This window comes from Marinobacter orientalis, assembly GCF_004792665.1.
Lineage (GTDB): Bacteria > Pseudomonadota > Gammaproteobacteria > Pseudomonadales > Oleiphilaceae > Marinobacter > Marinobacter orientalis.
Window position 1 is genome coordinate 1,219,111 of record NZ_SRZX01000001.1, and the last position, 25,150, is coordinate 1,244,260.

Annotated in this window: 22 protein-coding genes; 17 read left to right on the plus strand and 5 right to left on the minus strand. The window is 58.2% G+C overall.

Features of this window, described 5'->3' with window-relative positions; genetic code table 11:
* From DIT72_RS05725 to DIT72_RS05755, 7 genes are all read left to right on the plus strand, one after another.
* The gene (locus DIT72_RS05725; protein ID WP_135954203.1) at positions 1–639 is read left to right on the plus strand and encodes a TRAP transporter small permease subunit; all 639 of its coding nucleotides are present in this window, start codon (positions 1–3) and stop codon (positions 637–639) included.
* On the plus strand, positions 639–2,003 hold the full coding sequence (locus DIT72_RS05730) for a TRAP transporter large permease (protein WP_135954204.1): 1,365 nt from the start codon (positions 639–641) through the stop codon (positions 2,001–2,003). The genes DIT72_RS05725 and DIT72_RS05730 overlap by 1 nt, the downstream gene beginning before the upstream one ends.
* 12 nt (positions 2,004–2,015) lie before the next feature.
* Complete coding sequence (locus tag DIT72_RS05735) at positions 2,016–2,795, plus strand: 3-hydroxybutyrate dehydrogenase (RefSeq protein WP_135954205.1); 780 nt, start codon at positions 2,016–2,018, stop codon at positions 2,793–2,795.
* A gap of 16 nt (positions 2,796–2,811) precedes the next feature.
* Entirely contained in the window at positions 2,812–4,803 is a 1,992-nt protein-coding gene (locus DIT72_RS05740) for an acetoacetate--CoA ligase (protein ID WP_135954206.1), read from the plus strand.
* Between the two features lie 354 nt (positions 4,804–5,157).
* Positions 5,158–7,401, plus strand: coding sequence for an NADP-dependent isocitrate dehydrogenase (locus DIT72_RS05745; RefSeq protein WP_135954207.1), 2,244 nt, complete (start codon positions 5,158–5,160; stop codon positions 7,399–7,401).
* A gap of 250 nt (positions 7,402–7,651) precedes the next feature.
* Entirely contained in the window at positions 7,652–9,226 is a 1,575-nt protein-coding gene (locus tag DIT72_RS05750) for a sensor domain-containing diguanylate cyclase (RefSeq protein WP_135954208.1), read from the plus strand.
* A gap of 27 nt (positions 9,227–9,253) precedes the next feature.
* Complete coding sequence (locus DIT72_RS05755) at positions 9,254–10,540, plus strand: serine hydrolase domain-containing protein (RefSeq protein ID WP_135954209.1); 1,287 nt, start codon at positions 9,254–9,256, stop codon at positions 10,538–10,540.
* 6 nt (positions 10,541–10,546) lie between these two features.
* Here the strand turns inward: DIT72_RS05755 and DIT72_RS05760 are convergent, their stop codons facing one another.
* The 3 genes from DIT72_RS05760 to DIT72_RS05770 form a co-directional block, all read right to left on the minus strand.
* Entirely contained in the window at positions 10,547–10,891 is a 345-nt protein-coding gene (locus DIT72_RS05760; RefSeq protein ID WP_135954210.1) for a hypothetical protein, read from the minus strand.
* 119 nt (positions 10,892–11,010) lie between these two features.
* Positions 11,011–11,280, minus strand: a complete 270-nt coding sequence (locus DIT72_RS05765) for a hypothetical protein (protein ID WP_135954211.1) — start codon at positions 11,278–11,280, stop codon at positions 11,011–11,013.
* A 495-nt stretch (positions 11,281–11,775) separates the two neighbouring features.
* Positions 11,776–12,288: a 3'-5' exonuclease gene (locus tag DIT72_RS05770; RefSeq protein WP_135954212.1), complete on the minus strand. Its 513-nt coding sequence runs from the start codon at positions 12,286–12,288 to the stop codon at positions 11,776–11,778.
* Between the two features lie 154 nt (positions 12,289–12,442).
* Here DIT72_RS05770 and queC point away from each other — a divergent pair, with 154 nt between their 5' ends.
* Together queC and queE are read left to right on the plus strand one after the other, a co-directional pair.
* Positions 12,443–13,108 (plus strand): 7-cyano-7-deazaguanine synthase QueC, encoded by a 666-nt coding sequence (gene queC, locus DIT72_RS05775; protein ID WP_135954213.1) that lies wholly within the window; start codon positions 12,443–12,445, stop codon positions 13,106–13,108.
* Complete coding sequence (gene queE / locus DIT72_RS05780; RefSeq protein WP_135954214.1) at positions 13,108–13,764, plus strand: 7-carboxy-7-deazaguanine synthase; 657 nt, start codon at positions 13,108–13,110, stop codon at positions 13,762–13,764. Before queC ends, queE begins: the two co-directional genes overlap by 1 nt.
* A 15-nt stretch (positions 13,765–13,779) precedes the next feature.
* Here queE and DIT72_RS05785 read toward each other — a convergent pair whose 3' ends face one another.
* Both DIT72_RS05785 and DIT72_RS05790 read right to left on the minus strand, forming a co-directional pair.
* Positions 13,780–15,549: an ExeM/NucH family extracellular endonuclease gene (locus DIT72_RS05785; protein ID WP_228260734.1), complete on the minus strand. Its 1,770-nt coding sequence runs from the start codon at positions 15,547–15,549 to the stop codon at positions 13,780–13,782.
* Between the two features lie 12 nt (positions 15,550–15,561).
* Complete coding sequence (locus DIT72_RS05790; RefSeq protein ID WP_135954215.1) at positions 15,562–16,464, minus strand: helix-turn-helix transcriptional regulator; 903 nt, start codon at positions 16,462–16,464, stop codon at positions 15,562–15,564.
* A gap of 306 nt (positions 16,465–16,770) precedes the next feature.
* On the opposite strand from DIT72_RS05790, the gene DIT72_RS05795 reads away from it, so the two are divergent.
* The 8 genes from DIT72_RS05795 to DIT72_RS05830 all read left to right on the plus strand — a co-directional run bounded on the left by DIT72_RS05795 (position 16,771) and on the right by DIT72_RS05830 (position 25,114).
* Positions 16,771–18,057, plus strand: coding sequence for an MFS transporter (locus DIT72_RS05795; RefSeq protein ID WP_135954216.1), 1,287 nt, complete (start codon positions 16,771–16,773; stop codon positions 18,055–18,057).
* Positions 18,058–18,220: 163 nt separating this feature from the next.
* A complete protein-coding gene (gene slyA / locus DIT72_RS05800; RefSeq protein WP_135954217.1) occupies positions 18,221–18,646 on the plus strand; it encodes a transcriptional regulator SlyA in 426 nt (141 codons plus the stop codon).
* A 30-nt stretch (positions 18,647–18,676) separates the two neighbouring features.
* Positions 18,677–20,068 carry an MDR family MFS transporter gene (locus DIT72_RS05805; RefSeq protein ID WP_135954218.1) on the plus strand — a complete coding sequence of 464 codons (1,392 nt, stop codon included), beginning with the start codon at positions 18,677–18,679 and terminating at the stop codon, positions 20,066–20,068.
* A 219-nt stretch (positions 20,069–20,287) separates the two neighbouring features.
* Entirely contained in the window at positions 20,288–20,857 is a 570-nt protein-coding gene (locus DIT72_RS05810; RefSeq protein WP_135954219.1) for a TMEM165/GDT1 family protein, read from the plus strand.
* 45 nt (positions 20,858–20,902) lie between these two features.
* Positions 20,903–21,979 (plus strand): L,D-transpeptidase family protein, encoded by a 1,077-nt coding sequence (locus DIT72_RS05815; RefSeq protein ID WP_135954220.1) that lies wholly within the window; start codon positions 20,903–20,905, stop codon positions 21,977–21,979.
* A gap of 29 nt (positions 21,980–22,008) precedes the next feature.
* Entirely contained in the window at positions 22,009–22,761 is a 753-nt protein-coding gene (locus DIT72_RS05820; protein WP_135954221.1) for an SDR family oxidoreductase, read from the plus strand.
* Between the two features lie 27 nt (positions 22,762–22,788).
* The gene (locus DIT72_RS05825) at positions 22,789–24,264 is read left to right on the plus strand and encodes an NfeD family protein (RefSeq protein ID WP_135954222.1); all 1,476 of its coding nucleotides are present in this window, start codon (positions 22,789–22,791) and stop codon (positions 24,262–24,264) included.
* A gap of 58 nt (positions 24,265–24,322) precedes the next feature.
* A complete protein-coding gene (locus tag DIT72_RS05830; RefSeq protein ID WP_135954223.1) occupies positions 24,323–25,114 on the plus strand; it encodes a slipin family protein in 792 nt (263 codons plus the stop codon).
* Positions 25,115–25,150: the final 36 nt, after the last annotated feature.

The following is a 25,150-nucleotide window of genomic DNA, read 5'->3' on the forward strand; positions in this document are numbered from 1 at the left end:
ATGACGGTGTCAGATAAAGACTTGCCGCAGAGTGAGCGGGCATTGGTTTCCGACGCCCAGCAATTGCTTCATCATCACACGGAGTTGCCTACCACCCGGATCAGCCAGGTTGTAGACCGTGTGATTTCCGGGATTGGCAAGGGTGCGTCCTGGCTCTGGGTCGTGATAACTGGAGTGATCATTTATGCAGTGGTTGGCCGCTATGCCTTTGACGCTGGATCGGTGACGCTGGAAGAAGTTCAGTGGCACCTGGCTGGGGCAGGCTGGTTGTTGGGGTTGTCCTACACGCTGGTGGTTGATGGTCACGTGAGAGTGGATGTGATCCATGAACGCCTTTCCCTGAGAGGTCAGGCCTGGGTTGAACTGTTTGGCCTGGTATTCCTGTTATTTCCGTTTCTCGGGCTGGCAGTCTGGGAAATGGCCCCCTACGCCTACAGCTCCTGGCAGCAGGGAGAAACCAGTCAGGCACCTGCCGGGCTTCCATACCGCTGGATTCTCAAGGGCATTGTGGCCTTGTCGTTCGTTCTTCTGTTGGTGGCTGCGCTATCCCGCCTGCTGAAAGTAACTGCCCTGCTTTTTGGTTTTCCGAGGCCCATCCGGATCGAGTCCGGGAGTAACAAGAAAGAGGATGCGTCCTGATGGAGCTTGAAACACTTTTTGTAATCGGCATGTTCCTGACCTTCATGGCGTTGCTGATGACCGGCTATCCTGTCGCCTGGGTGCTGGGTGGTACTGCCGTAATCTGGACCCTGATCGGCGTCGTTGCCGTTGATAACTTCGGCGCTAACCTCTGGTTCGACTATCAGTCTTCAATGGGACTTGTGCCGGAGCGGGTATGGAGTGTCGTAAACAGCGAAACCCTTGTCGCACTACCGATGTTCATATTCATGGGCATCATGCTTGATCAGTCCGGCGTGGCCGAGCGACTGATGAACAGCATGGTAAAACTCTTTGGCGCGGTCCGCGGCGGATATGCGGTAACGGTGGTTGTCATTGGCGTATTGCTGGCCGCCACCACCGGTATCATCGGGGCGTCGGTGGTGTTGCTGGGCATGCTTTCCCTGCCGGTGATGATGGAGAACAAGTACGACAAGGGTTTTGCCGTGGGCACCGCCTGCGCCACCGGTACTCTGGGAATTCTTATTCCGCCGTCCATCATGCTGGTGCTGATGGCAGACCGGCTGGCAGTTCCAGAGGCATCTGTGGGTGATCTGTTCATGGGTGCGTTCTTTCCCGGCTTGCTTCTGGGCGCAATGTATGTCGCCTATGTGATGATCCGCCCCCTGATGCAGCCGCACATTGCGCCGGTGCCACCGGGCACCGAGAAAGTCTCCTGGAGCATTGTCTGGGAAGTCGCCAAGGCGGTGGTGCCCACAGCTGCGCTGATTCTCGGTGTGCTGGGCTCTATCTTTGCCGGTATAGCCACGCCCACGGAGGCATCCGGCGTGGGTGCCCTGGGGGCTCTGTTGCTGGCCCTGATGGCAAGACGCCTGAATTTTCAGGTGCTCAACGCCTCGGTGCAACAGACCACCCGCACGGCTGCCTTCATTTTTGCGATTTTCCTGGGTGCTACGGCGTTCTCTGTCGTATTGCGGGGACTCGGTGGCGACCGGGTGATCGAAGATGCGTTACTGGGGCTGCCATTCGGGCCCTACGGCGTGGTATTGACCATTCTGTTCGCGGTGTTCCTGCTTGGCTTCTTCCTGGACTGGGTCGAGATTACCCTCATCATCCTGCCGCTGGTGGCACCGGTGGTTCAAACGCTGGGTTTTGATCTGGTGTGGTTCACCATCCTCTTTGCCATGTGCTTACAGACGTCGTTCCTGACACCGCCGGTGGGCTTCGCATTGTTTTACATCAAGGGCGTGGCACCGCCTGAAATCGACGTGATGGACATCTACAAAGGTGTTATACCCTTCATCATAATTCAGCTGGTTGGACTGTCGATTGTATTCCTGGTGCCTGAATTTGCAACCTGGCTGCCCGACGTGGCTTTCGACTAAGGAGATAATGAAATGCGCCTAGAAAACCGAGTAGCCCTGATCACCGGGGCGGGTCGTGGCATCGGCCGGGCCATTGCCGAACAGTATGGCCGGGAGGGCGCGCGGGTTGCCGTGGCTGACCTTACCCTCGAGAGTGCCCGGGAAGTCGTTGATGCCATTGAACAGGCCGGCGGCACCGCCATGGCCCTGGCCATGGATGTTACTGACGAGAACGCGGTTGACCGGGGGGTTGCCGCCATTGTGGAGAAATGGGGGAGGCTTGATATTGCTCTCGCCAATGCCGGTATCCAGCATATCGACCCGTTGCACAAACTGGCCTTTGCCGACTGGAGCAAGGTGATGAGGGTACACCTGGACGGTGCTTTCCTGGTTACCCGCGCAGCTCTCAACCAGATGTACGCCGGTGGCGGCGGCACCATACTGTATATGGGGTCCGTGCATTCGCTGGAAGCCTCCCCCCTGAAGGCGCCCTATGTAGCTGCCAAACATGGCATGCTGGGTCTGTGCAGAGCAGTGGCGAAGGAAGGGGCCGAGCATGGTGTTCGCAGTAACATTATCTGCCCCGGATTTGTCCGGACGCCACTGGTGGACAAGCAGATTCCCGAACAGGCGAAGGAGCTGGGTATTTCCGAGGAGGAGGTGATCAGCAAGGTGATGCTTAAAAACACCGTCGACGGCAAGTTCACCACCCTGGAAGACGTCGCGGAACTGGCTGTTCATCTGGCAGCTTTCCCCTCGGCGGCCCTGACCGGCCAATCCATTGTAGTCAGCCACGGCTGGCATATGCAGTAAGCAACAGGAGAGACGGATGAGCAATACAGAACAGTCACCGGTGGTCTGGTCTCCCTCGGAAGATACACTGAAGAATTGCCAGATGGGGCGTTTCCAGGGCTGGCTGGAGCAACAGGGCTTCGGCCCTTTTGCCGATTACCACGCCCTGCACCAGTGGTCGATTGATGATCTGGAGACATTCTGGCAAAAGGTCTGGGACTACTGCGGCCTGGTTTGCGACACCCCGGCCGACAGCGTGCTCGGCAAGCGTGAGATGCCGGGTGCGGAATGGTTTCCGGGCATGAAACTCAACTTTGCCGCCAACCTGCTGCGGTTGGCGGATGGCGAGCATGCCGACCACGAAGCTGTCGTGGCCTATTGCGAAACCCGCCCGGTTCTGCGTCGCACCTACGCCCAACTGAAAGCCGATACCGGGGCGCTGGAAGCCTTCCTGCGCAAAAAAGGTATCAAGCAGGGTGACCGGGTCGCCGGCGTGGTTACCAACGGTTATGAAGCCCTGACCAGTATGCTGGCTGCCACCAGCCTCGGCGCGATCTGGAGTTCCGCCTCTCCGGACTTTGGCGTAGGCGCGATTCTCGACCGCTTCGGCCAGATCGAGCCGGCGGCGCTGATTGTGGTCAATGGTTATGGATACGGCGGCAAGGTCTTCAACCGCCAGGACGACTTTGCCGGTCTGATTGACGGCCTGCCAACCCTGCGTTGTGTGATCAGCATTGAACAGCTGCCGGGAAAGCCCGCCATAGCTGGTGAAAAGGTCACCCACTGGGACGATGCCCTGGCTGATGGGCACGGCCAGGCGCCCTCGTTTACTCCCCTGCCGCCGGACCATCCGGTCTATATCCTCTACTCCTCCGGCACCACCGGCAAGCCCAAGTGCATCGTCCACGGCAATGCCGGGCTGCTGGTCAACCACGCCAAGGAACTGATGCTCCACGGCGACGTGGGTCCGGATGACCGCTTCCTCTACTTCACCACCTGCGGCTGGATGATGTGGAACTGGCAGGCCTCTGCACTGCTCACCGGCGCTGCCGTCATCACAGTCGACGGCTCCCCCGGTTACCCCGACCTGAGCTATCTGTGGCAGGTCGTCGCCGACGAGAAAGTGACCCACTATGGTACCAGCGCCCGCTTCATTGCCGGCTGCCGCAAGGCCGAACTGACGCCGGCAAGAAACCTGGACCTGAGCGCCCTTCGCGTCGTTTTCTCTACCGGCTCTCCACTGTTGCCGGAAGATTACGACTGGGTCTACAGCGATGGCGCCCCCGATGCCCTGCTCGGCTCAATCGCCGGCGGCACCGACATCTGCGGCTGCTTTGTGGGCTCCACGCCCCTGCTGCCAGTACGCCGCGGTGAAATCCAGTGCCGCTTCCTGGGGGTTGACGCCGTAGCCTACGGCGACGACGGCAAACCCGTCAGTTCCGGCCGTGGCGAACTGGTGTGCCGCCAGCCCTTACCCTCCATGCCGGTGTGCTTCTGGGATGATCCTGGCGACGAACGCTACAAGGACGCCTACTTCAGCACCTTCCCCGGTGTCTGGGCCCACGGTGACTTCATCGAATTCACCGAACACGGCGGCGCCATCATCTACGGCCGCTCCGATGCCACCCTGAACCCCGGCGGCGTGAGAATCGGCACTGCTGAAATCTACCGGCAGGTTGAAACCGTTGCGGAAATAAAAGATAGCCTGGTCGTCGGCCGCCAGACAGACGGCGATGTGGAAGTGGTCCTGCTGGTAGTGCCGGCCGAAGGTGAAGCCCTGACCGGGGACCTTGAGAAAAACCTCAAGACCCGCATCCGCCAGGGCGCCAGTCCCCGCCACGTGCCCAGGCATATCATCGAGGTGCCGGACATTCCCTACACCCGCAGCGGAAAGAAGGTCGAGCTGGCGGTGGCACGGCTGATCAATGGCTCATCCAGAGCCGATAACCGGGATGCACTGGCGAACCCGGAGGCGCTGGACCGGATTCGTGATTGCCTCGAAGAAGCGCAATTGTTGCCGAAGGGGTGAGTCTGGCGTGGGCTGGTTTGTCGGATTACGCCTGCGGCTAATCCGACCTACGTTAATTCGGGCTGTAGCCGTAGGTCGTATAGAGTGGAGAGTCAGCCTCTCCACCACGACTAACTCCACAGCCAAAATGTCCGAAAGTTTCGTAAATTCCTGTCTTTTCATCGTCCTGTAACGGGTTTTAGCGCATTTTTACTCGGTTCTAATACTAAGATCGTAACCAGAATTCGTAAAAAAATGCTATCTTAGTAGCCCTATCAAAAGTTCCCGAATCAGTCATTGCTCAGGTCGGGCGTTCACAAGACACCTGACCCCGCCATGACCGTCCTGAACTCACCCATTAGCCTGAGGACGAAAATGACATCATCCAAAGCAAAGATCATCTACACCCTGACCGACGAGGCCCCGGCCCTGGCTACCCGGTCACTGCTACCTGTTCTCGAAACCTACGCCAAGCCGGCGGGCATCGAATTTGAGACCAGCGATATTTCCCTCGCGGCGCGTATTCTGGCGTTGTTTCCCGATTACCTGGAGGAAGACCAGCGGGTCCCCGACGACCTCAAAGAACTGGGCGATTACACCAAGGACCCGGAAGCCAACATCATCAAGCTTCCCAATATCAGCGCCTCCATTCCGCAGTTGAGGGCTGCCATCGAGGAGCTTAAAGAGCAGGGTTACAACCTTCCCGAGTACAAAGAGAACCCGGAGACCGACGAAGAAAAGGACATTCACGAGCGTTACTCGAAGGTACTGGGCAGTGCCGTCAACCCGGTTCTGCGGGAAGGCAACTCCGACCGTCGCGCTCCGACCGCTGTAAAAGCCTTTGCCCGCAAGCATCCCCACACCATGGGCGAATGGAGCCCGGCGTCACGCACCCACGTGGCCCACATGCGCGGCGGCGATTTCTATTCCAACGAGCAGTCACTGACTCTGGACAAGGCCACCAACGCCCGCATCGTTTTCGAGAATGCCAGGGGTGAGCAGACCGTATTGAAGAGTGAGTTGCCTCTGCAGGAAGGTGAAGTGCTGGACGGCATGTTCATGAGCTGCAAGGCCCTGCGCAAGTTCTTCGAAGACTGCATCGAAGACTGTGAAAAAACCGGCGTGATGTTCTCTCTGCACGTCAAGGCTACCATGATGAAAATCTCCCACCCGATCGTGTTTGGTCACGCGGTGACGATTTACTTCAAGGAGCTGTTCGACAAGTACGGCGAGCTGTTCGACGAACTGGGCGTGAACCCTAACAACGGTCTGTCCAGCGTTACCGAGAAGATCAAGCAGCTGCCGGAATCCAAGCAGGAACAGATCCTGGAAGACCTGCATGCCTGCTACGAGCACCGCCCGGAAATTGCCATGGTGGACTCGGTCAAGGGTATCACCAACCTGCACGTGCCCAGTGACGTGATCGTGGACGCTTCCATGCCAGCGATGATCCGTAACTCCGGCAAGATGTGGGCACGGGACAACAAGCTCAAGGACACCAAGGCGGTGATGCCGGAGAGCACTTACGCCACCATTTACCAGGAAGTAATCAACTTCTGTAAGACCCATGGTGCTTTTGATCCTACCACCATGGGCACGGTGCCGAACGTTGGCCTGATGGCCCAGAAGGCCGAGGAATACGGTTCCCACGACAAAACTTTTGAAATCAAGGAAGACGGTATTGTCCGTGTGATTGCCGAGGACGGCGCCGTGCTGACCGAGCACAAGGTCGAGAAGGGCGACATCTGGCGCGCCTGCCAGACCAAGGATCTGCCGATCCGCGACTGGGTCAAGCTGGCGGTGAACCGCGCCCGTGCCACCGGCATGCCGGCCCTGTTCTGGCTGGACGATGAACGTCCTCATGATGCCGAGCTGATCAAGAAAGTGGAAATGTACCTGAAGGAGCACGACACCGAAGGGCTGGATATCCTCATCAAGTCACCGGTACGCGCCATTCGCTGGACCATGGAGCGGCTGATTCGCGGCCTCGACACCATCTCCGTCACCGGCAACGTACTGCGGGACTATCTCACTGACCTGTTCCCGATCCTGGAACTGGGCACCAGTGCCAAGATGCTCTCCATTGTGCCACTGCTGAATGGCGGTGGTCTTTACGAAACCGGTGCCGGCGGTTCAGCACCGAAGCACGTCCAGCAGCTGCTGCAGGAGAATCACCTGCGCTGGGATTCACTGGGTGAATTCCTGGCAACCGCAGTTTCCCTGGAAGAGCTGGGCGAAAAGCAGAGCAACGAGCGTGCCCGCCTGCTTGGCCTGACCCTGGACAAGGCCACCGAGCGCCTGCTGGAGAACAACCAGTCACCGTCGCGTAACACCGGCGAGCTGGACAACCGCGGCAGCCATTTCCATCTGGCCCGCTACTGGGCGGAAGAACTGGCAAGCCAGGACGACGACAAGGAGCTGAAGGCCTTCTTCGGGAAGCTGTCAAAGCAACTTGAAGATAACAAGGACCAGATCCTGGAAGAAATGAGCGTGATCCAGGGTCATCCGGTCGACATCGGTGGTTACTATCATCCGCCTGCGGAGAAAGTCTGCAAGATCATGCAGCCGAGCGAGACCTTCAACAGGATACTGGCGGACGCCCGGGCGTCGGTGAAGTGATCCAGAGCCAGGCAGGCCGGGGGTTCAACCCGGTTGTCTGAACAAAAACCGGACAGTTCGCAAGAGCTCTCCGGTTTTTCTATATCCGGGGTGGGCGCCGGGCAGAACCTGTTGCCTGAGTGTAATCAATTGCAACAAACTCTCGACGTGCCGGCTCAAAGTGACTAACTTCGGGTCATATCGTAAGCTTTTTCCTGTTCCCTGGGGCGAGCCATCAGGGTTATAGCAGGAACCCGGGGATATGGTTTGGATGGACAGACTTGAAGGACGTCATACGCCACTGCGACGTTCGCTGTTGGTTGTCGGTGTTTATCTGCTGGCGGGATGGTTATGGATTGCGTTTTCGGATTATCTCGCGGCGCAGTGGTTTCCCGATCCTGACGCGCTGAGCCGTGTCCAGACCTACAAGGGTATACTGTTCGTTGTGGTGACGGCGCTGGTTCTGTTTCTGGTGCTGATGCGGCAATTGAGCAGGGACCGGATCATGTTGTCACTGCATCACCACCAGCGTGAGGAAATACGCCAGCTCAACCAGCTCCGCGAAAGTCTGATTGAGCGGGCCAATGTCTGGATCAATGTACTCGATCCAGAGGGGCGGATTGTGCTCTGGAATAAGGCCGCAGAGGAGATCAGCGGCTACCGGCGTGAAGAGGTCCTGGACTCTGACCAGATCTGGCAGTGGCTTTACCCCGATGCCGATGAGCGGGAAAGACACCGTGCCCGGGCCGAGGAAATACTCCCGGATGAGGGCGAACTCATCGGTTATGAGACCTGTATTACTACCCGCGATGGGCGCGAAAGACGGATATCCTGGAATGCCCGGGGCCTCAGGGATGAAGGTGGTGAAATAGTCGGCACAATCGCGATCGGCCAGGACATCACGGATCTCCGCGAGGCGGAAATCACCATTCGTCAGCGTGAACGCCAACTGTCGACGCTTATGGATAATCTGCCCGGCATGGCATACCGTTGCCGCTACGATGAGCACTGGACCATGCTGTTTGTGTCAAGCGGATGCCGCGAGCTGACCGGGTACCAGTCCGAGGAACTGGTGAACAACAATCGGGTCAGTTATGCCGGACTGATCGCCGATAACAGTAACGAAGATGTCCTGCGGGCTGTTGAGTCAGCCATTGGAAACGCCGAGCCTTTCTCCATTGAGTACCCCATTGTGCGCAAGGATGGCCGGCATATATGGGTCTGGGAGCGGGGCGTAGCGGTTGGCAGCAACGATGACCTGGTGCTTGAAGGCATTATCCTCGACATCTCTGATCGCAAGGCGCTCGAGGAAGAGTTGTCGGAGTTGGCCACGCGGGATTCGCTGACGGGCCTGTTTAACCGCCGTGAAATGACGCGGTTGCTGGATGAGGAAATTGCCCGGGCCAAACGCTATGGCCGTGCCTTGGCGCTGTTGTGGATCGACTTTGATCATTTCAAGGCTATTAACGATGATTGCGGCCATGCTGCCGGGGATTCTGTGCTGAAGGCTACCAGCGCGCTGTTGGCGGACAACGTTCGCAGTGTGGATGTGATTGGCCGTTTTGGAGGCGAGGAATTTGTTATTCTGCTGCCGGAAATGGACCGGTTCGAGGCAAGTGAAACCGCCGAGCGCCTTCGCGCCCTGATCAGTGACACGCCGCAACCACTGGGGGACGGCAGAACGGTGCCACTGACCATCAGTATCGGTGTGTCGGTGTTCCCGGATAATGGAACCGATTCCCGCGACCTTTGCGCCGCGGCCGACAGCGCGATGTATCAGGCCAAATCAAGCGGCCGCAACCGGGTGGTCCTGGCGCCTCCGGCTCAGGAAGCCCATAATCCGTAGATAACGATCATAATCAGAGGTTAAGCGATGAACCGACTTGCCCGCCGTGCCCTTCATACCTGCGCCGTCCCCAGGGATCTGGCCACCGTTACCTGCCGTGATACGGACGGTGAACGGCCGGAGCGGGCGGGTGTGAGCCCGGAGGTGGTCGAGGACATCTGGCATAGCGTGGAGAGGCTTTACCGCACCGGAGTGCATCCCGGGCTGCAGTTGTCAGTCAGGCATCGGGGCGAGCAGATTCTGCATCGCGCCATTGGCCATGCCACGGGTAACGGCCCCGGCGACGGACCCGGCTCGATAAAAGTGCCCATGACCACGGATACCCCCGTCTGCTACTTTTCCGCCTCCAAGGCGGTGACGGCGCTGCTGATGCATATGCTGGCAGAGCAGGGACTGGTCAACCTGATGGACCCGGTGTCCTATTACTGCCCGGAGTTCGCCGGTGGCGGCAAACGCACCATTACGGTTCACCAGATTCTTTCCCACCGTGGCGGAATTCCCGCCATTCCCCGGGAGACGCCTATCGACGTACTCTGGGACAAGGACGAAATATGGCGATTACTGTGCGAAGCCAGACCGGTGGGGGTCGATGGCGCCAAGGTAGCCTACCATGCCATCACCGGTGGTTTCGTGCTGCAGCGGGTGCTGGAAAAAGTCACGGGCAACACCATTGAAGCCTTTATCGACCGTTATCTTCGTCAACCCATGGGCATGCGCTGGTTTACCTATGGCATAGCCCCGGAACATGTCACCGAGCTGGCCAGTAACTATGCTACCGGGCCAACGCCGCGCTTTCCGGTGTCGTGGGTGGTTAATCGTGCCCTGGGTGGCGATATCCGCACTGTCGAGCGGGTGGTGAACGATCCGCGCTTCCAGGAAGCGGTGATTCCGGCCGGTAACCTCTGCGGAACAGCCGAAGAGATGGGCCGGTTTTTCCAGATGATGCTCAACGGGGGGATCTGGAACGGCAGGCGGATTTGCAGCGAAATGACTGTCAGGCGGTGCATTCAGCAGTTCGGTTCATTACAGATTGATCGCACCATGATGATTCCCATGCGTTTCAGCGCCGGCATGATGCTTGGCGGGAATCCCATCGGATTATGGGGCCAGAGCAGTCGCTATGCCTTTGGCCATGTGGGACTGATCAACAAGTTGTGCTGGGCGGATGCCGCCCGGGATATTTCCGTGAGCCTGCTCAACACCGGCATACCGATTGTTGGCCACCACATTCCCGCTCTTGCGCGCTTCATCTACACGGTATGCGATCGCTTCCCGCTGATTCCCGAAGGCCAGAGGCCGCTGGTGGCGGCCTGACCCGGCTCACATCGTGGCCAGTTGCGCCTCAAGGATACCCAGCACTGATGACAGAATGTCCCGGAAGTCTGTCAGTGTCTGGGTTCGCTGAATCACATCTTCGCGGTTTTCATCCAGACGCTCCAGCTTGGGCACTACCCGCCGTATACCTTCGGTGATTACTTCGTAAGGGTAGTGGTGATCCATGATACTGAGCTTGTTCATCTCCGCCACTTCCTGATTGAAGATACTGATAATGTCGTACAGCATGTCCTTGTGATGAACGGAGCTGGCCTCCCAGTAGGCGTCATCAAGCAGTTCCAGCAGAGAAAGATATTCCCGTAGGGTGTCGGCAACGGACGTCTGGCTCATACTAATATTCCTGTTCCCTGAATGGCTATAGGCACTGCATGGAACTATAGCAGGGGTTTTTGTGCCTGCTCCCACATCTGCCGGACGATCAGCACAAAACGGGCGTCTGGAACTGCCCGTTACGCGACCTGTCGCGCAATCCAGGAATTATAGCGGTTGGCAAGCGCTCTTACGTACCTGGCTTCGGCATCGCTCATGTCGCCCACCACACCTTTGAAGATCCAGCCGCGTTCGTACAACCCCAGTACGCGTTGTTCGTCGTCCAGATTGACCCGCTGGTTCAGCTTCTTGCAGATTGCATCCAGTAGCGGCAGCTTTTCGGGGCGCTTGATGGGACCCGTGCGGCTGCTTGCCGGCTGGTTTGCGGCTCTTGTCGGATGTCTTTTCATGATCTTCTCCTTGTCGTTTTGCGGCTGCAAAAACAAAACCCCGGCGCCTGGGGCAACCGGGGTTTTGCGGAGAAACTCGCCCGGTCGCTGCAATGGCTCCCGGGGCTGGACCGAAAGCCGTCAGATAGTTTTCACCATGATGTATGTGCACATCCCGTTACTACGGCGTGCGATGGATTCAATCACTGGATATTCCTGACTGTTCGACATATCTTCTGGCTCTTTGCCGGTGCGACCCACCGGACACTTATGCTTCAATATTGATACCAGTGTATCGCTTGCCCAAGGCTTTGCAAGGGGCAAAATGCTTCGGCAAACCCCTACAGACGCGGCAGGAGAAACTGCCCATAATTCGCTCTGTCACGTGTTTTACGTTGTGCAATCCTCGGGAACCCACCTTTTATCTGTGGTGTACCGAATGGATCTCTCCTTTATACGCAGTCCAATGGGCTGCGTTTTTTTATACTGTCGAAAAAAAGGATTCCGGACGCTCTTTTAAAGCACTGAACCTGGAGTGAGTACCTGAATTTTCTCCCAGGTTTTGTGAAGAATCAGGGCGTCATTGGCAGCCCGGTGGACAGGCAGTCCCAAGCGGTTGATAACCTGCTGGCGTGAGGACGTCCATAGCCTCACCTGATTGATATCGAGCAGCAGACAAATGGATTCAAGCTGAAACTCCGGCCGGACGTTGGCTGCGCGGAACAGGCGATGTAGCCAGAAGCTGTCGAAAGTCCACGCGTCACAGAATACCGGCCCGCGAAGCAGGCGGTTAAGGCTGGCGGCCACCTCGGCGACCGGCACGCCTTCCCGCTCCAGGGTCTGTCGGGTGATACCATGAATTTTTTCCGCACTCTCCGACCAGTCCTGCCACAGTACGTGCGGCTGAATGAGCCAGCTGTGCAGGGCGCCGTCAGGTAAGCAGATACCGACCTCAATGGGGTAACTTGCGATCAGGTCAAGACTGGAGGCCTCGAAGTCGATAAACGCTGGGCTGGGTTCGGTTATCATTCCGTCATATTTTTGTTGGTGAGCCGTGTCGTGAGTTTAACCGCCCACTCCCGCGGACGCGAACCCATGATTGCATTCCACTGTTACAATATGTCCACTCACGTTAAAAACCCTGAAGCCGATCTGGCCTCAGGAACAGGACCGGAATTCCCTGATGACCGATACCGTTGTTGTGATTTACTCCGGGGGCATGGACTCGTTCACCCTGCTCCACCTTGCCCGCGCCCGCGGATTTCAGGTGCACGCCCTGTCGTTTGACTATGGCCAGCGCCATGTCCGTGAACTGGAATGTGCTCGGCGGGTGTGCACCGAACTGGGAGTTCCCCATAAGGTGATCGATATCCGCGCCCTCGGCGAGGTTATGGCCGGATCAGCGTTAACCGGCAATATGGCTGTGCCCGAGGGCCACTACGAAGAAGAAAGCATGAAGGCCACCGTTGTGCCCAATCGCAACATGATCCTGTTGTCACTGGCTACCGGCTATGCAGTGACGGCCGGAGCCGTGTCGGTCTGGTATGGCGCCCATGGCGGAGACCACGCGATTTACCCTGACTGCCGACCCGGGTTCGTAGAAAAGATGGACGCTGTTTGCAGGGTCGCCAACTATCAGCCGGTCGGTATCGAAGCGCCGTTCATGGGCTCCGACAAGGGCGCCATCCTGGCCCAGGGTATGAAGATGGGACTTGACTACAGCAAGACGTGGACCTGTTATAACGGACGCGAAAAGGCCTGTGGCCGCTGCGGCTCCTGTGTGGAGCGCCTGGAAGCATTTGCCAAAAACGGCTTGTCAGACCCACTACCGTACGAGGTGGCGCGCTGATGTATCGGGTGAAAGAAGCCTTTTACACGCTGCAGGGAGAAGGCGCACAGGCGGGAAGGGCAGCGGTGTTCTGCCGCTTCAGCAAGTGTAATCTCTGGACCGGGCGGGAAAAGGACCGCGCCAGTGCGGTGTGCAATTTCTGCGATACGGATTTTGTTGGAACCGACGGACAGAACGGTGGCCGCTTCGAGACCGCTGAAGCCCTGGCTGCACACATTCGTAATCTGTGGCCGGACGCCCCGGGACAGCCCTATGTGGTCTGTACCGGGGGCGAGCCTTTGCTGCAACTTGACGAAAAACTGATTGAATCCTTTCATCAGGCTGGTTTTGAAGTGGGTGTGGAAACCAACGGCACGCTACCTGCGCCGGCCGGCATCGACTGGCTTTGTGTCAGCCCCAAGGCGGATGCCCCGGTAGTGCTGCGCCAGTGCGATGAGCTGAAACTGGTCTATCCCCAGCCGCTGGCAATGCCCGAACGTTTTACCGGCATTCAGGCCAGCCACTATTTCCTGTCGCCGATGGCTTCACCAACGCTTCCGGACGGCGAGTCGGACACTGTCAAGCAGAGCAATACCCGCAAGGCAACCGACTATTGCCTGGCGCATCCCCGGTGGCGGCTGACCCTGCAGATGCACAAGATTATCGGTATCGACTGACCGCCAGGGAGCAAGTTACAGGGAGAAGTCGGTAATGACCGGGTCGTGGTCTGAAGAGCGCCAGGGCTGATCATCCGCGAGCGGAATCGGGCCCTGGTAACCCAGCGCCCGGGGCTCGTCGGCGTTGATCGGCCAGACGGTGGCACCGACGACGCGGCCGGCCAGTCCTTCCGAGACCAGGCTGTAATCGAGGGTGCCGCTTCGACCCCGGTAGCGATAGCTGGTTTGTTTGCAGGCGGTTTCGCTGCAATCATGGAACTGCCGGACGGCATTGCTATATCCAGCCTCGGCCATCAACTGCAGGGGTAATTCCCGCGCATAGCTGTTCAGATCGCCGGTGACCAGAGTGCCCGCCAGATTCCCGGGTTGCGGCAGTGCATCAAGCCAATGCAGGATGGCCCGGGTGGCCTGTGCACGTGCGTGGCTGTAGCAGCCCTGGCCATCGTTCTGGTCGCGGTCAGGGCCTTTGGCGCCGCGACAGGCTTTGGATTTCAGGTGCGGTACGACAATTCGGAGGGCACGCTCACTGCCTGCGGGCCGGAACATCTGAACAACCGGGGGCCTGCCCCGCTGGCTGAAAGGCCCTGAGGTCAGCCGGCTGGCCCTGCCCTGAGTCGTAACCCGGTCACTGCGGTACAGCAGGTCGCTTCGAATGGCGTCGTTGCCGGTCTGGTTGCCGTCCTGTACGTAACGCCAGTGCTCCCCCAGGGCATTGGTCAGATCTGCTATCGCGCTGTTGCGGCCATAGCCATCGTTTTCCACTTCTGTGACCGCGATGATGTCAGGATCCGGTGCTCTCAGTGCGGTTGCCAGCCTGGCCAGCTGCTGCTGGAACTGCTTGCCGGATTTTGCTCCGCGTGGCGTGGGGAAACCGCCGCCACGGCCATCGCCATTAAAAAGGTTGCCCAGGTTCAGGGTAACTACCCGCAGGGTTGAAGACTCTGCCCGTTGCGGTGGATCCGGCCGGGGATTTGCTGCCCCGAATACCGGCGGAGACAGGGGCTGCACCCGCCAGGCGTCGAACCGGAAGTCCAGCACTCCCGAAAGCTGGCTTACACGATCACCCGTTCGAACGGTATCGTCGCCGGAGAGTTCTCCTGTGGGCCAGGGCACTGGCCGGGGGCCCCGCACCCCTTTGCCGTCATCAAGTAGCAGCCGGTTTTGCTGTTGGGACTGGAAAAGCGCCTGGGCAGAGGGCCCGGGTTCCATGTATTCGGTAGGAATCGTCTGGTCACCGGCAGCGAGTGTCAGTTCGCCGTAGCGCGCGAGATTATAGTGGTCAATCACCGTCAGGTTACCCGCTATGGCGACCAGCATGTTTTCCAGATGTTCGGGCCGCTGGTTTTCTGGCCAGGGCAGCGTCAGGGGGATGGGCGCTGGCAAGCGTCCGGTGCCGCACACTGCGAGAGTGCTGATATCAGTGAGTTCCGTCAGGCCGTGAAACTCTTTCACCCGGCCCGACACACGCACACGATCTCCGGGCTGACCCGCAGAGCGGTTGGTGTAGACAAAGAGGGCCTCGGAAGTTTCCGGGTTATCGTCGGTTTCGCGATCAGGCTGCTGCAGGTAAAAGCCATGGAATCCACCCTCGTGGCGGACATCCATGGTGATCACTCCTTCCACGGTGACGGCCTGGCCGGCAAGGGGAGAACGGTCGCCCTCGCCCTGGATCCTGGCAATGGCCATAGCGGAAGCGCCGCAATCCTCCGCTGAGGCAATAACGGGCAGCCACAGCAGCAGGGCAGAAGCAAGGAGTGTTTGAGTGGAAGCGCGGAGTCTGGTCACCCGCGCAGTCTATCAGAGCCCGGCGACTGCTTTAATAGCCCGTTCGCGGGCAGACTCGGCAATGCCAAGCTGTTCCTCGTTGGCCAGCTCCAGTTGTTGCACCATCGGATCGGGATGCCGGCTGTCGGCTCCGAGCCCAAGGCCCGACAGCACATAAGGCGCCAGGGCTGCGCGGGTGAGCAACTCCAGACGGTTGTCTCTCATGTCGTAGTCGGCAGCAATGATTTCCTGCTGGACGGTGTTCAAGCGGCTGTCCGGCACCATAATCAGCGAAACCTGACGGTTCCAGTCATCATCGTGCTGGCTGGTGTGGCGGCTGCGCTGGCGGATGGTTTCGGGCTTGCCACGGAAGCGGCTGAGGGCAAAATCACGGAACTCGCGGTTGGAGTCGCACCAGGCGCGCAGATGCCAGTTCTGGCCAACGCAGACCAGAGTATGGGGCTCCAGTGTACGCTGTGAAACGCCGGCCGGGCTGAGAGAGGCGTATTCAGCCTTCATTACCCTGCCATGGCGGGTGGCGGTTACCGCTGCCCGCATTACTTCCGGTCTGACAAGGCGTTGCGGGCCGCGCACGATGGTGCTGTCCGGCAGGCTGATGTCCAGCGATTCAAAAGTGTCACTGAGGCTGGTCTGTCGCGCCAGCAGATCCTGGTATTCACTGGCATGACCGGTGGTGACTGCGGGGCTGAAGTCTGGCGAAGGTACGTAACCTTTGAGGTGGCGATCGTAAACCAGATTATCCGGCGCCAGCTCTCGCAGGTAAGTATTTATATCCTTGGAAGCCTGCTGACGCCCTATGCCAAAACTGTGGCAGATGTGATTGGTGGTGAGCCGTCCTTCCCACAGGGCAATGATTTCAATCAGCCGGTAGCGAAGCAACAGATCCCACCGAATGGGCCAGTCCGTTTTTTTCATAACCAGGCTCTCATGGTTGGCGTGTATTGCATGAGTTAAGAGACTCGTGGGTTAAAATGGACGCTAATGATAACTATCTCATGTTAACCTCTTGTGTCCTCTGCGTGTGTTACGTCACCTTAATGTGAAACAATGTTAAATCCGGTAATGGCGGGGCTACAAGCGGTTTCACGATTTCGGCAAATGCGTAGTGGCGCCTTTGTCGATGCCCTGATCTAATTCTTTTCCGGCAATGTTCCGGCGTTGCTGCTATTTTTTCATCACATCCCAGCATCAACCGATTTCCAATACGCCGGAGCCCCTCTGATGACCCGCATGGTCACGTCATTGTCAGCCCTCATTCTCAGTATAGTCCTGCTGGTCAGTGGCAATGCTTTTCTGATGACTCTTCTGGGCATCCGTCTGAGCATTGAGGCGGTATCCCCGGACATCATCGGCTGGATCCTGGTGTGTTATTCCATTGGTTTTGTGCTGGGCACTCTGTATGTGCACCATATCATCGGCCGTGTCGGGCATATTCGGGCGTTTGCGGTGTTTGCTGCCATGGCGGCGGTGTGCGCGCTGCTGTATCCCATGGCGGTGTCGGAACTGTTCTGGGCGCTGCTGCGTGCGCTTTCCGGTTTCAGTGTCGCCGGGGTTCTGGTGGTCATTGAAAGCTGGTTCAGCAGCCGCGCCACCAATGCCAACCGTGGCGCGCTGTTCGCCATCTATCAGATTGTCTTCTATCTGTCTGCCGCCGGTGGCCAGCTGTTGATCAATGTCGGCCAGCCTGCCTCGTTTATTCCGTTCTCACTGGCGGCTGTGCTGCTGACGCTGGCGCTGGTGCCCTTGTCCCTGACGCGAATGGATGCGCCGGTGATTGAGCAGCATCATCGCCTGTCATTTTTCACCCTCGCCAGAGAGTCGTTTACCGGGGTGTCCGGGGCGCTTATCTGCGGTGTGATGATCGGTTCCTTTTATGCGCTGGGTCCGGTTTATGCCACCCTGGTTGGCCTGGAGGTAAGCCGGGTGTCCACCTTCATGGCAAGTGCCATCGTTGCCGCCATGATTCTGGCATGGCCCCTGGGGCTGGTGTGCGATCGCTTTGATCGCCGCCGGGTGATGTTCTGGGTTGCCGTGATGGCGGGCCTGTCAGCGGTAACCGTTGGTGTCTTTGGTGCCGAGCGGATGTGGCTGTTGACCCTGATGGTCGGACTGTTCACCGGCCTGTCTGCCACGCTTTACCCGATTGCAGTGGCTATCACCAATGACAGAATGGAAAGCAACCGTATTGTCTCTGCCAGTGCCACACTGCTGCTGAGCTACGGCGTGGGCAGTGTTCTCGGGCCTGTTGTAATGGCGCAGTTGGTGAATGTGCTGGGCCCCCAGGGGCTGTTTTACGGTAATGCCGGGTTCCTGGCGGTGTTGGCGGTGATTACCAGTTATCGCATTACCCATACCGATGATGTGCCGGTGGCCGAGCAGGAGCACTTTATCCCTGCCATGCCGGAGTCCTCTGTCGTACTGTCAGAAATGGATCCACGAAACGAGGAGTTCCAGGAATCGCCGGAAGTGGTGGAGATGCAGGAACAAGACCTTCGCCAGACGGGCTGATCAGTGCGACCTTTCGGTTTTCCCCGATTCTGTTTGCCTTACACATCTGTTTTTATCTCAATGGTTAGCTTACTATTGTTACCGTTATTCATCACTGCGTTGCTCGGCAGTGGTATCCGTTACAACGGTAAGCCGTCGATATCCTTTACTGGAGTTACAGACCATGAGAGATCAGTTTCCCTTTGCCGTAGCCAGGGTAACCCGGCGCTGGCGCAAGTTACTGGATGAGCGCCTGAAGGATCTGGGTGTGACCCAGGCTCGCTGGACCACCATGGTCTATCTGCAAAAAGGTGGCGAAGGTTTGACTCAGCGGGAACTCGCCCGCCTGATGGCAATTGAAAATCCCACTCTGGTGCGGTTGCTGGACAGCCTGGAGCAGCAGGGCCTGATCGAGCGTCGCCCCTGCCCCAAAGATCGTCGTGCCCGCCGCCTCCACCTGACACCGGACGGCACTGAATTCATGAATGTGCTGACAGAGCGCGCCGCCAAGCTGCGAGAGGAAATGCTGGAAGGCATTAGCGACGAGGAAATCGACATCGCTGTGAAGGTCTTCCACAAGATCATGGAGAACGCCGAACGTCAGAAATAACCGCGTTCGGCCGGTTGGAGGGTTATTGGTCTGAGTGATAACACAGTTGAGGGGCTGAAAGCGCGATACGGTGAACGCTGGCGTTGGCTGGCGTTGGCGACAGTGGTGCTGGGTACCATGGCCACAGTACTCAGCGCCACTGTTGTAAACGTTGCCCTCCACGACATCATGCTGGAATTCGGTATCCGCCAGGGCCAGGTCCACTGGCTGGCCACCGGTTTCATCGCCGCGATGACCACTACCATGCTGGCGTCCTCGTGGCTGCTGGACCATTTTGGTGTGCGTAAGACCCTGGCGACGGCCATGTTTCTGTTCACGCTGATCTCCCTGCTCGGGGGGGTTGCCGCTACACCGGAACAGCTGATTGCAGCGCGCGTCGGACAGGGGGCCATGGCGGGACTGATGCAGCCCATGGGCATGTATCTTGTATTCCGGATCTTTCCCCGCAACCGGCGTGGCCAGGCCATGGGCATTTACGGCATGGGTGTGATTCTGGCGCCTGCCCTGGGGCCGGTACTGGGTGGCTTCCTGGTTGACGAGCTGAGTTGGCGTTACGTGATGTTCGCACCGGTACCAGTAACCCTGATCGGTGTACTGATGGCGTGGCGCTTCCTGCCCCTGCCGGTCTCCCGCCCGGCACCTTACCGCTTTGACCTGTCCGGACTGATACTCCTCGGTGCCACTATCGGATTGTCCCTCGATACGCTCAACCGCCTGCAACAGCTCTCTGGCCAGCAAGGACGAATAGTGGCTGAAGGCATGCTGGCGCTCTTGCTGCTGTTCCTGTTTGTGGTGCGGGAGCGCAAAGCCCGGCATCCATTGGTCAATATTGGCCTGTTGCAGAACCCGAGCTTTGTTTATGCCAACCTGGGCGCCATGGCACTGGGGCTTGCGCTGTTCGGCTCCACCTACCTTGTGCCACTGTTCGTTCAGACTTCCCTCGGCTTTTCAGCAACCGAGGCAGGGCTGCTCATGTTGCCTGCGGGCATTGTCCTGGGCATGACTTTCCCCCTGGCCGGCCGGCTGGCGGACCGTTTGAGTGCCCGTAAACTGGTTGTTTTCGGAATTATCCTGTTCGCCACCTCGGCAGTACTGTTTGCACTGTCTGATCTGGAACTGGCCTTTGGCTGGCTGGCCCTGTGGACAGTGCTGGGGCGCATCGGTATCGGTTTCATGCTGCCGGCACTGTCCACCGGTGCGCTGAACCCACTGGCCCCGGAACAGCTGGGTGCCGGTTCCAGTACCATCAACTTTACCCGCCAGCTTGGCGGTGCCTTCGGGGTGAACATCGTGGCACTGACCATCGAGTTTGGCGATCACAGTGACGGTGTTCCCACTATCGACGCTTTTCATTCAGCCTGGTGGTTGGTGGCGGCTTTCGTGGCGGTGGCAGCGATTCCGGTCTGGAGAATGCGGGTATAGTTGTTATTCCGGCTGCGATTGATTAATATTCTGGCTCTCTTCAGGGGAGTAGCCTCCGCGTCATGGCGCGGATGGTAGTCAACATACTTGGAGCTCAATCTCCATGGCTATCATGTTTCACCCGGGCAGTGGTGGAACTGGCAAGACCTGAGGCAGTTTCACCTCCATGGGGCGGAAGGTGGGCTGTCTCATGTCTGGATGTCCGCCCCGGAGCTTTTCATGGACGCGTTTTTCGCCTCAACGGTTGCGGTCGCCATTGCTGAAATTGGTGACAAGACCCAACTGCTCTCCCTTTTTCTTGTTGCCCGCTACGCCAGCCGCCTGCCGATCATCCTGGGCATCTTCGTTGCCACCATACTGAATCATGCTCTGTCGGCCCTGTTGGGTGCCTGGATAGCGGAGTGGATACCGGAAGCATGGTTGCCCTGGATTCTGGCGCTCAGCTTTGTGGCCATTGCGTTGTGGTTGCTGATTCCCGACAGGGATGACAGTGGCGATTCCGCTTTTCTCGGTATGGGGGCGTTCATGGCGACAACCACCATGTTCTTCCTGGCGGAAATCGGGGACAAAACCCAGATAGCGACGGTGGTGCTGGCGGCCCGGTATACCGAGACCTTCTGGGTGATCATGGGAACTACCGTCGGTATGCTTTTGGCCAATATACCGGTTATCATGGCTGGTAAATGGATTATGGACCGGCTGCCACTGGCAACGGCCCGAATCGGGGCAAGTGTTCTGTTCGTGATTCTGGCGCTCGTTACCCTGTGGAACGCCCTGATCTCAGCCTGAAGCGGCTCCAGCAAATTGATGTGCCGGCTACCGGATTTGAAACTTATGCATCGTAAACAGCTCACTGGTTTCCTTGTCTCCTGGCTGGCGCTAGTGCTGGCTCCCCCTCTGCAGGCAGAATCCGAGCGGCAGGCCACCGGTGCCGAACTCAGTGCCGAGCAGTCGGAAAATGAGTCTGGCGACAAGCCCCGTGTTCCCAGATTTGCCATCGAAGGCGACCTGGCCGGGGAACTGTCAGTCATTACGACTCGCTACGAGGACACGTTCGCGGCAATTGGTAATCGCGACAGCCTTGGCTATCTGGAACTGGTGAAAGCCAATCCGGGGGTAGATCCATGGCTGCCGGGTGAAGGAACCCGTATCACCGTGCCCCGTCATTACGTGCTGCCCGACGTGAAGCGTGAAGGCATTGTTATCAACCTGGCTGAGTACCGGCTGTATTATTTCACGGAGGGCAGCGTGCAGGTGTACCCGGTGGGTGTCGGCACAGAAGACAATCCCTCGCCACTGACGGACGCAGAAGTAACCATGCCGCTGGAGTCCCCGGCCTGGTATCCGCCCGCGAGCATTCGTGCCGAATACGAGGCAGACGGAGACTATCTTCCGCGGATGATTCCGCCGGGCCCGGATAACCCCCTCGGAAGCCATGCCCTGATGTTGAGCGAAAAAGGTTATCTGATTCACGGCACTAACAAGCAGTTTGGTGTCGGCATGCAGGTCAGTCATGGCTGCTTCCGGATGTATAACGAGGACATTTCCCGGTTCGTTTATGAAGTTGGCAAGGGCACGCCGGTGCGGGTGATCAGGGAGCCGGTGAAGATCGGCCTGAAAGGTAATGAGGTGTGGATGGAAGTACACCGTCCACATGAGGAATACAGCGAGCAGGACCGTGAAAAACTGTGGCGCGAAGTTTCAGGGGCTGTCGAAGAACTCCGCAGCAAGATGCCTGCCGTGGAAGTTCAGCGTATGGCCATTGAACTGGCCGTTGACCAGGCTGACGGACTTCCGCGGATGATTGGCGAGCGTGTCAACCGGGTTGCCAACGAGACCATTGAACCTCTGCAGAACACCCCTGATGGCACTGATGGTAAAGACGGCAGGGAACAACGTCTCTGGTTCTGAACCTGAACTGCTGTCGACAAGGAGAACCAATGACCCGCACCATACTGATTACCGGCGGCAGTTCCGGCCTTGGCGAAGGCATGGCCCGGGAGTTTGCTGCCCGGGGCAACAACCTGGCGCTGTGTGCCCGCCGTACCGGGAGGTTGGAAGAATTGCGGGATGAATTGCTGCAGAAGTACCCGGGCCTGGCCGTCAGTGTCCGGGCACTGGATGTGAATGATCATGATCAGGTGTTCGAGGTGTTCCGCGAATTTGCGGCAGAATTCGGTTCCCTGGACCGCATCATCGTCAACGCGGGTATCGGCAAAGGGCAACCTCTCGGCACCGGCAACTTCATTGCCAATAAACAGACCGCCGAAACCAATTTCGTTGCGGCCCTGGCGCAGATGGAAGCGGCCATGGAAATTTTCCGTGAGCAGAACCGGGGACACCTTGTGGCCGTATCTTCTGTATCAGCGATACGGGGCATGCCTAAAAACATTACCACCTACGGCGCTACCAAGGCCGGGTTGGCCTCATTGGCGGAAGGGCTGAGGGTGGAGCTGGCCAGGGCGCGCTCGCCGATACGTGTGTCCACCCTTTATCCCGGGTATATTCGCACCCAGATAAATGAGAAAGTTAAGAACGCACCATTTATTGTGGATGCAGCTACCGGCTGCAAGGCAATGGTCAAAGCCATTGAATCCGGAAAAGCGGAATGCTTTGTGCCTTCATGGCCCTGGCGACCGATCGGCTTTCTGATGAGGAGGTTGCCGGTTTCGGCTTTGGCCCGTCTGTTCTGATCCGGTAAACGGGTTCGGGGAGGAGAGATGAACGCGAATCGAGCCACCAGATCAATGCTTTCCTGGCGCCTGAAGTGGTGGCTGGCGGTCTTCTTTCTGGGTCTGGCTCTGGCTCTTGGCTCGCTGACCCACACTGTCCTTGCACAACAGGAAGACGATACTCCTACCGGCCTTGTGCTCACCGTCGAAGGCGCCATAGGCCCCGCCACCATGGATTATGTGGTGCGGGGCATTGCTCGTGCAGAAACCGAGGGCGCTGACCTGCTGATTATCCAGATGGACACGCCGGGTGGCCTGATGAATTCCATGCGCGGCATCATCAAGGAAATCCTCTCCTCCCGGGTGCCTGTTGTCACCTGGGTGTCACCTGCCGGAGCCCGTGCGGCCAGTGCAGGAACGTACATACTGTATGGCAGCCACGTGGCGGCCATGGCGCCAGCTACCCATCTGGGCTCTGCCACGCCCGTGCAGATGGGCGGATTACCGGGCTCCGAAGAACCGGACCAGACAACAGACGATGATTCCGGTACCGATGCGGGCAGCAGCGAAGGTGAGGAGGTCGACGGAGACACCGGCAACGACAGTGCGAAGCCCGAAAAGCGTCGTGGTGGATCGGCCATGGAGCGCAAGGTTCTCGAGGACGCGGTCAGCTACATTCGCGGGCTGGCGGAACGTCACGGACGCAACGCAGACTGGGCGGAAGAGGCGGTAAGGGAAGCGGTCAATCTGGGGGCCAGGGAAGCCCTGGAAAAGAATGTGGTGGACGTCCTTGCCGATAATATGACCAGTCTGCTGGAGCAGCTGGACGGTCACACCGTGAAGATGGCAGACGGTGAAAGGACCCTGGCTACCGCCAATCTGGAACTGATACGGGCCGACCCGGATTGGCGCACCCGCCTGCTCTCGGTGATCACCGATCCCAATGTGGCCTATTTCCTGATGATTATCGGGTTCTACGGCATCATCTTTGAGCTGTCCAATCCCGGCGCTGTTTTTCCGGGTGTGATCGGCGCCATCTGTCTTGTTCTCGCGTTGTTTGCTTTCCAGGTGTTGTCTGTCAATTACGCTGGTCTGGCGCTGATCCTGTTGGGACTGGCCTTTATTGTGGGTGAAGCTTTCATGCCCAGCTTCGGCATATTGGGGGTGGGGGGTATTGTTGCCTTCGTGACCGGTTCGATCATTCTGATGGATGGCAGTCACCGGGATGTTTCCCTGCCCACCGTCGGGGGCACCGCACTGGTCGTCGCCGGGTTCATGCTCTGGACTGTCATTCGCTTCATTGGCTTGCGCCGCAAACATCCGGTCAGTGGCAGCGAGCAGATAGTTCATGAACGGGTCACGGCACTGGACGAATTTCAGCAAAGTGACGGGCATTACAGGGGCCACGTCCGCATGAACGGTGAGCGCTGGAATGCCCTGAGCCAGGCGCCCGTCAAAGCAGGAGAAAGATTGCGCGTAACAGCCATTGAGGGCTTGACGGTTTACGTGGAAGCAGAGTCGTGAACCCCATTTTGATGAGCAATCGCAGGTTCCAGGCAATTGAACCGACCAAGGAGGCGTTATGAATATCACCGATCTCGTTCCCTATATTGCACCCCTCGTGGTGTTGCTGCTGATTCTCGGATCAGCGATCAAGATTTTGCCGGAATACCAGCGTGGCGTGGTGTTCTTCCTGGGCCGTTTCCAGGGCGTAAAAGGGCCGGGCCTGATCATCGTCATTCCCGGTATCCAGCAGATTGTGAGGGTCGACCTGCGTGTTATTACCCTGGATGTTCCCAGCCAGGATGTGATCTCCAAGGACAACGTCACGGTGCGGGTGAATGCTGTACTGTATTTCCGGGTGGTTGATCCCGAGCGGGCTATTATTCGGGTAGAGGATTTTGGCTCGGCGACCAGCCAGCTGGCACAGACCACACTGCGTTCAGTGCTGGGTAAACACGATCTGGATGAGATGCTATCGGAGCGCGACAAGCTTAATTCCGACATTCAGGAGATCATTGATGCCCAGACTGAAGAATGGGGTATCAAGGTTGCCAATGTTGAGATCAAGCATGTTGATCTGAATGAGTCCATGATTCGGGCTATCGCACGACAGGCTGAAGCGGAACGTGAGCGGCGCGCCAAGGTTATTCATGCCGAGGGTGAATTGCAGGCATCGAAAAAACTGGTTGAGGCAGCAGAGGTGATGTCGGTTGATTCCGGGGCCATGCAGTTACGCTACATGCAGACCCTGGCGGATATGAGCACCAACAACAGCTCCACAATCGTGTTTCCGCTGCCGATGGAAATGATGTCGACCTTTATGAGCAAGCATTCTCCCAAGGCCCCAAAGGACGATAACGAGGACTCCTGACAGTTGGGGGTTTCAGGCATAAAAAAGGCCGGGATT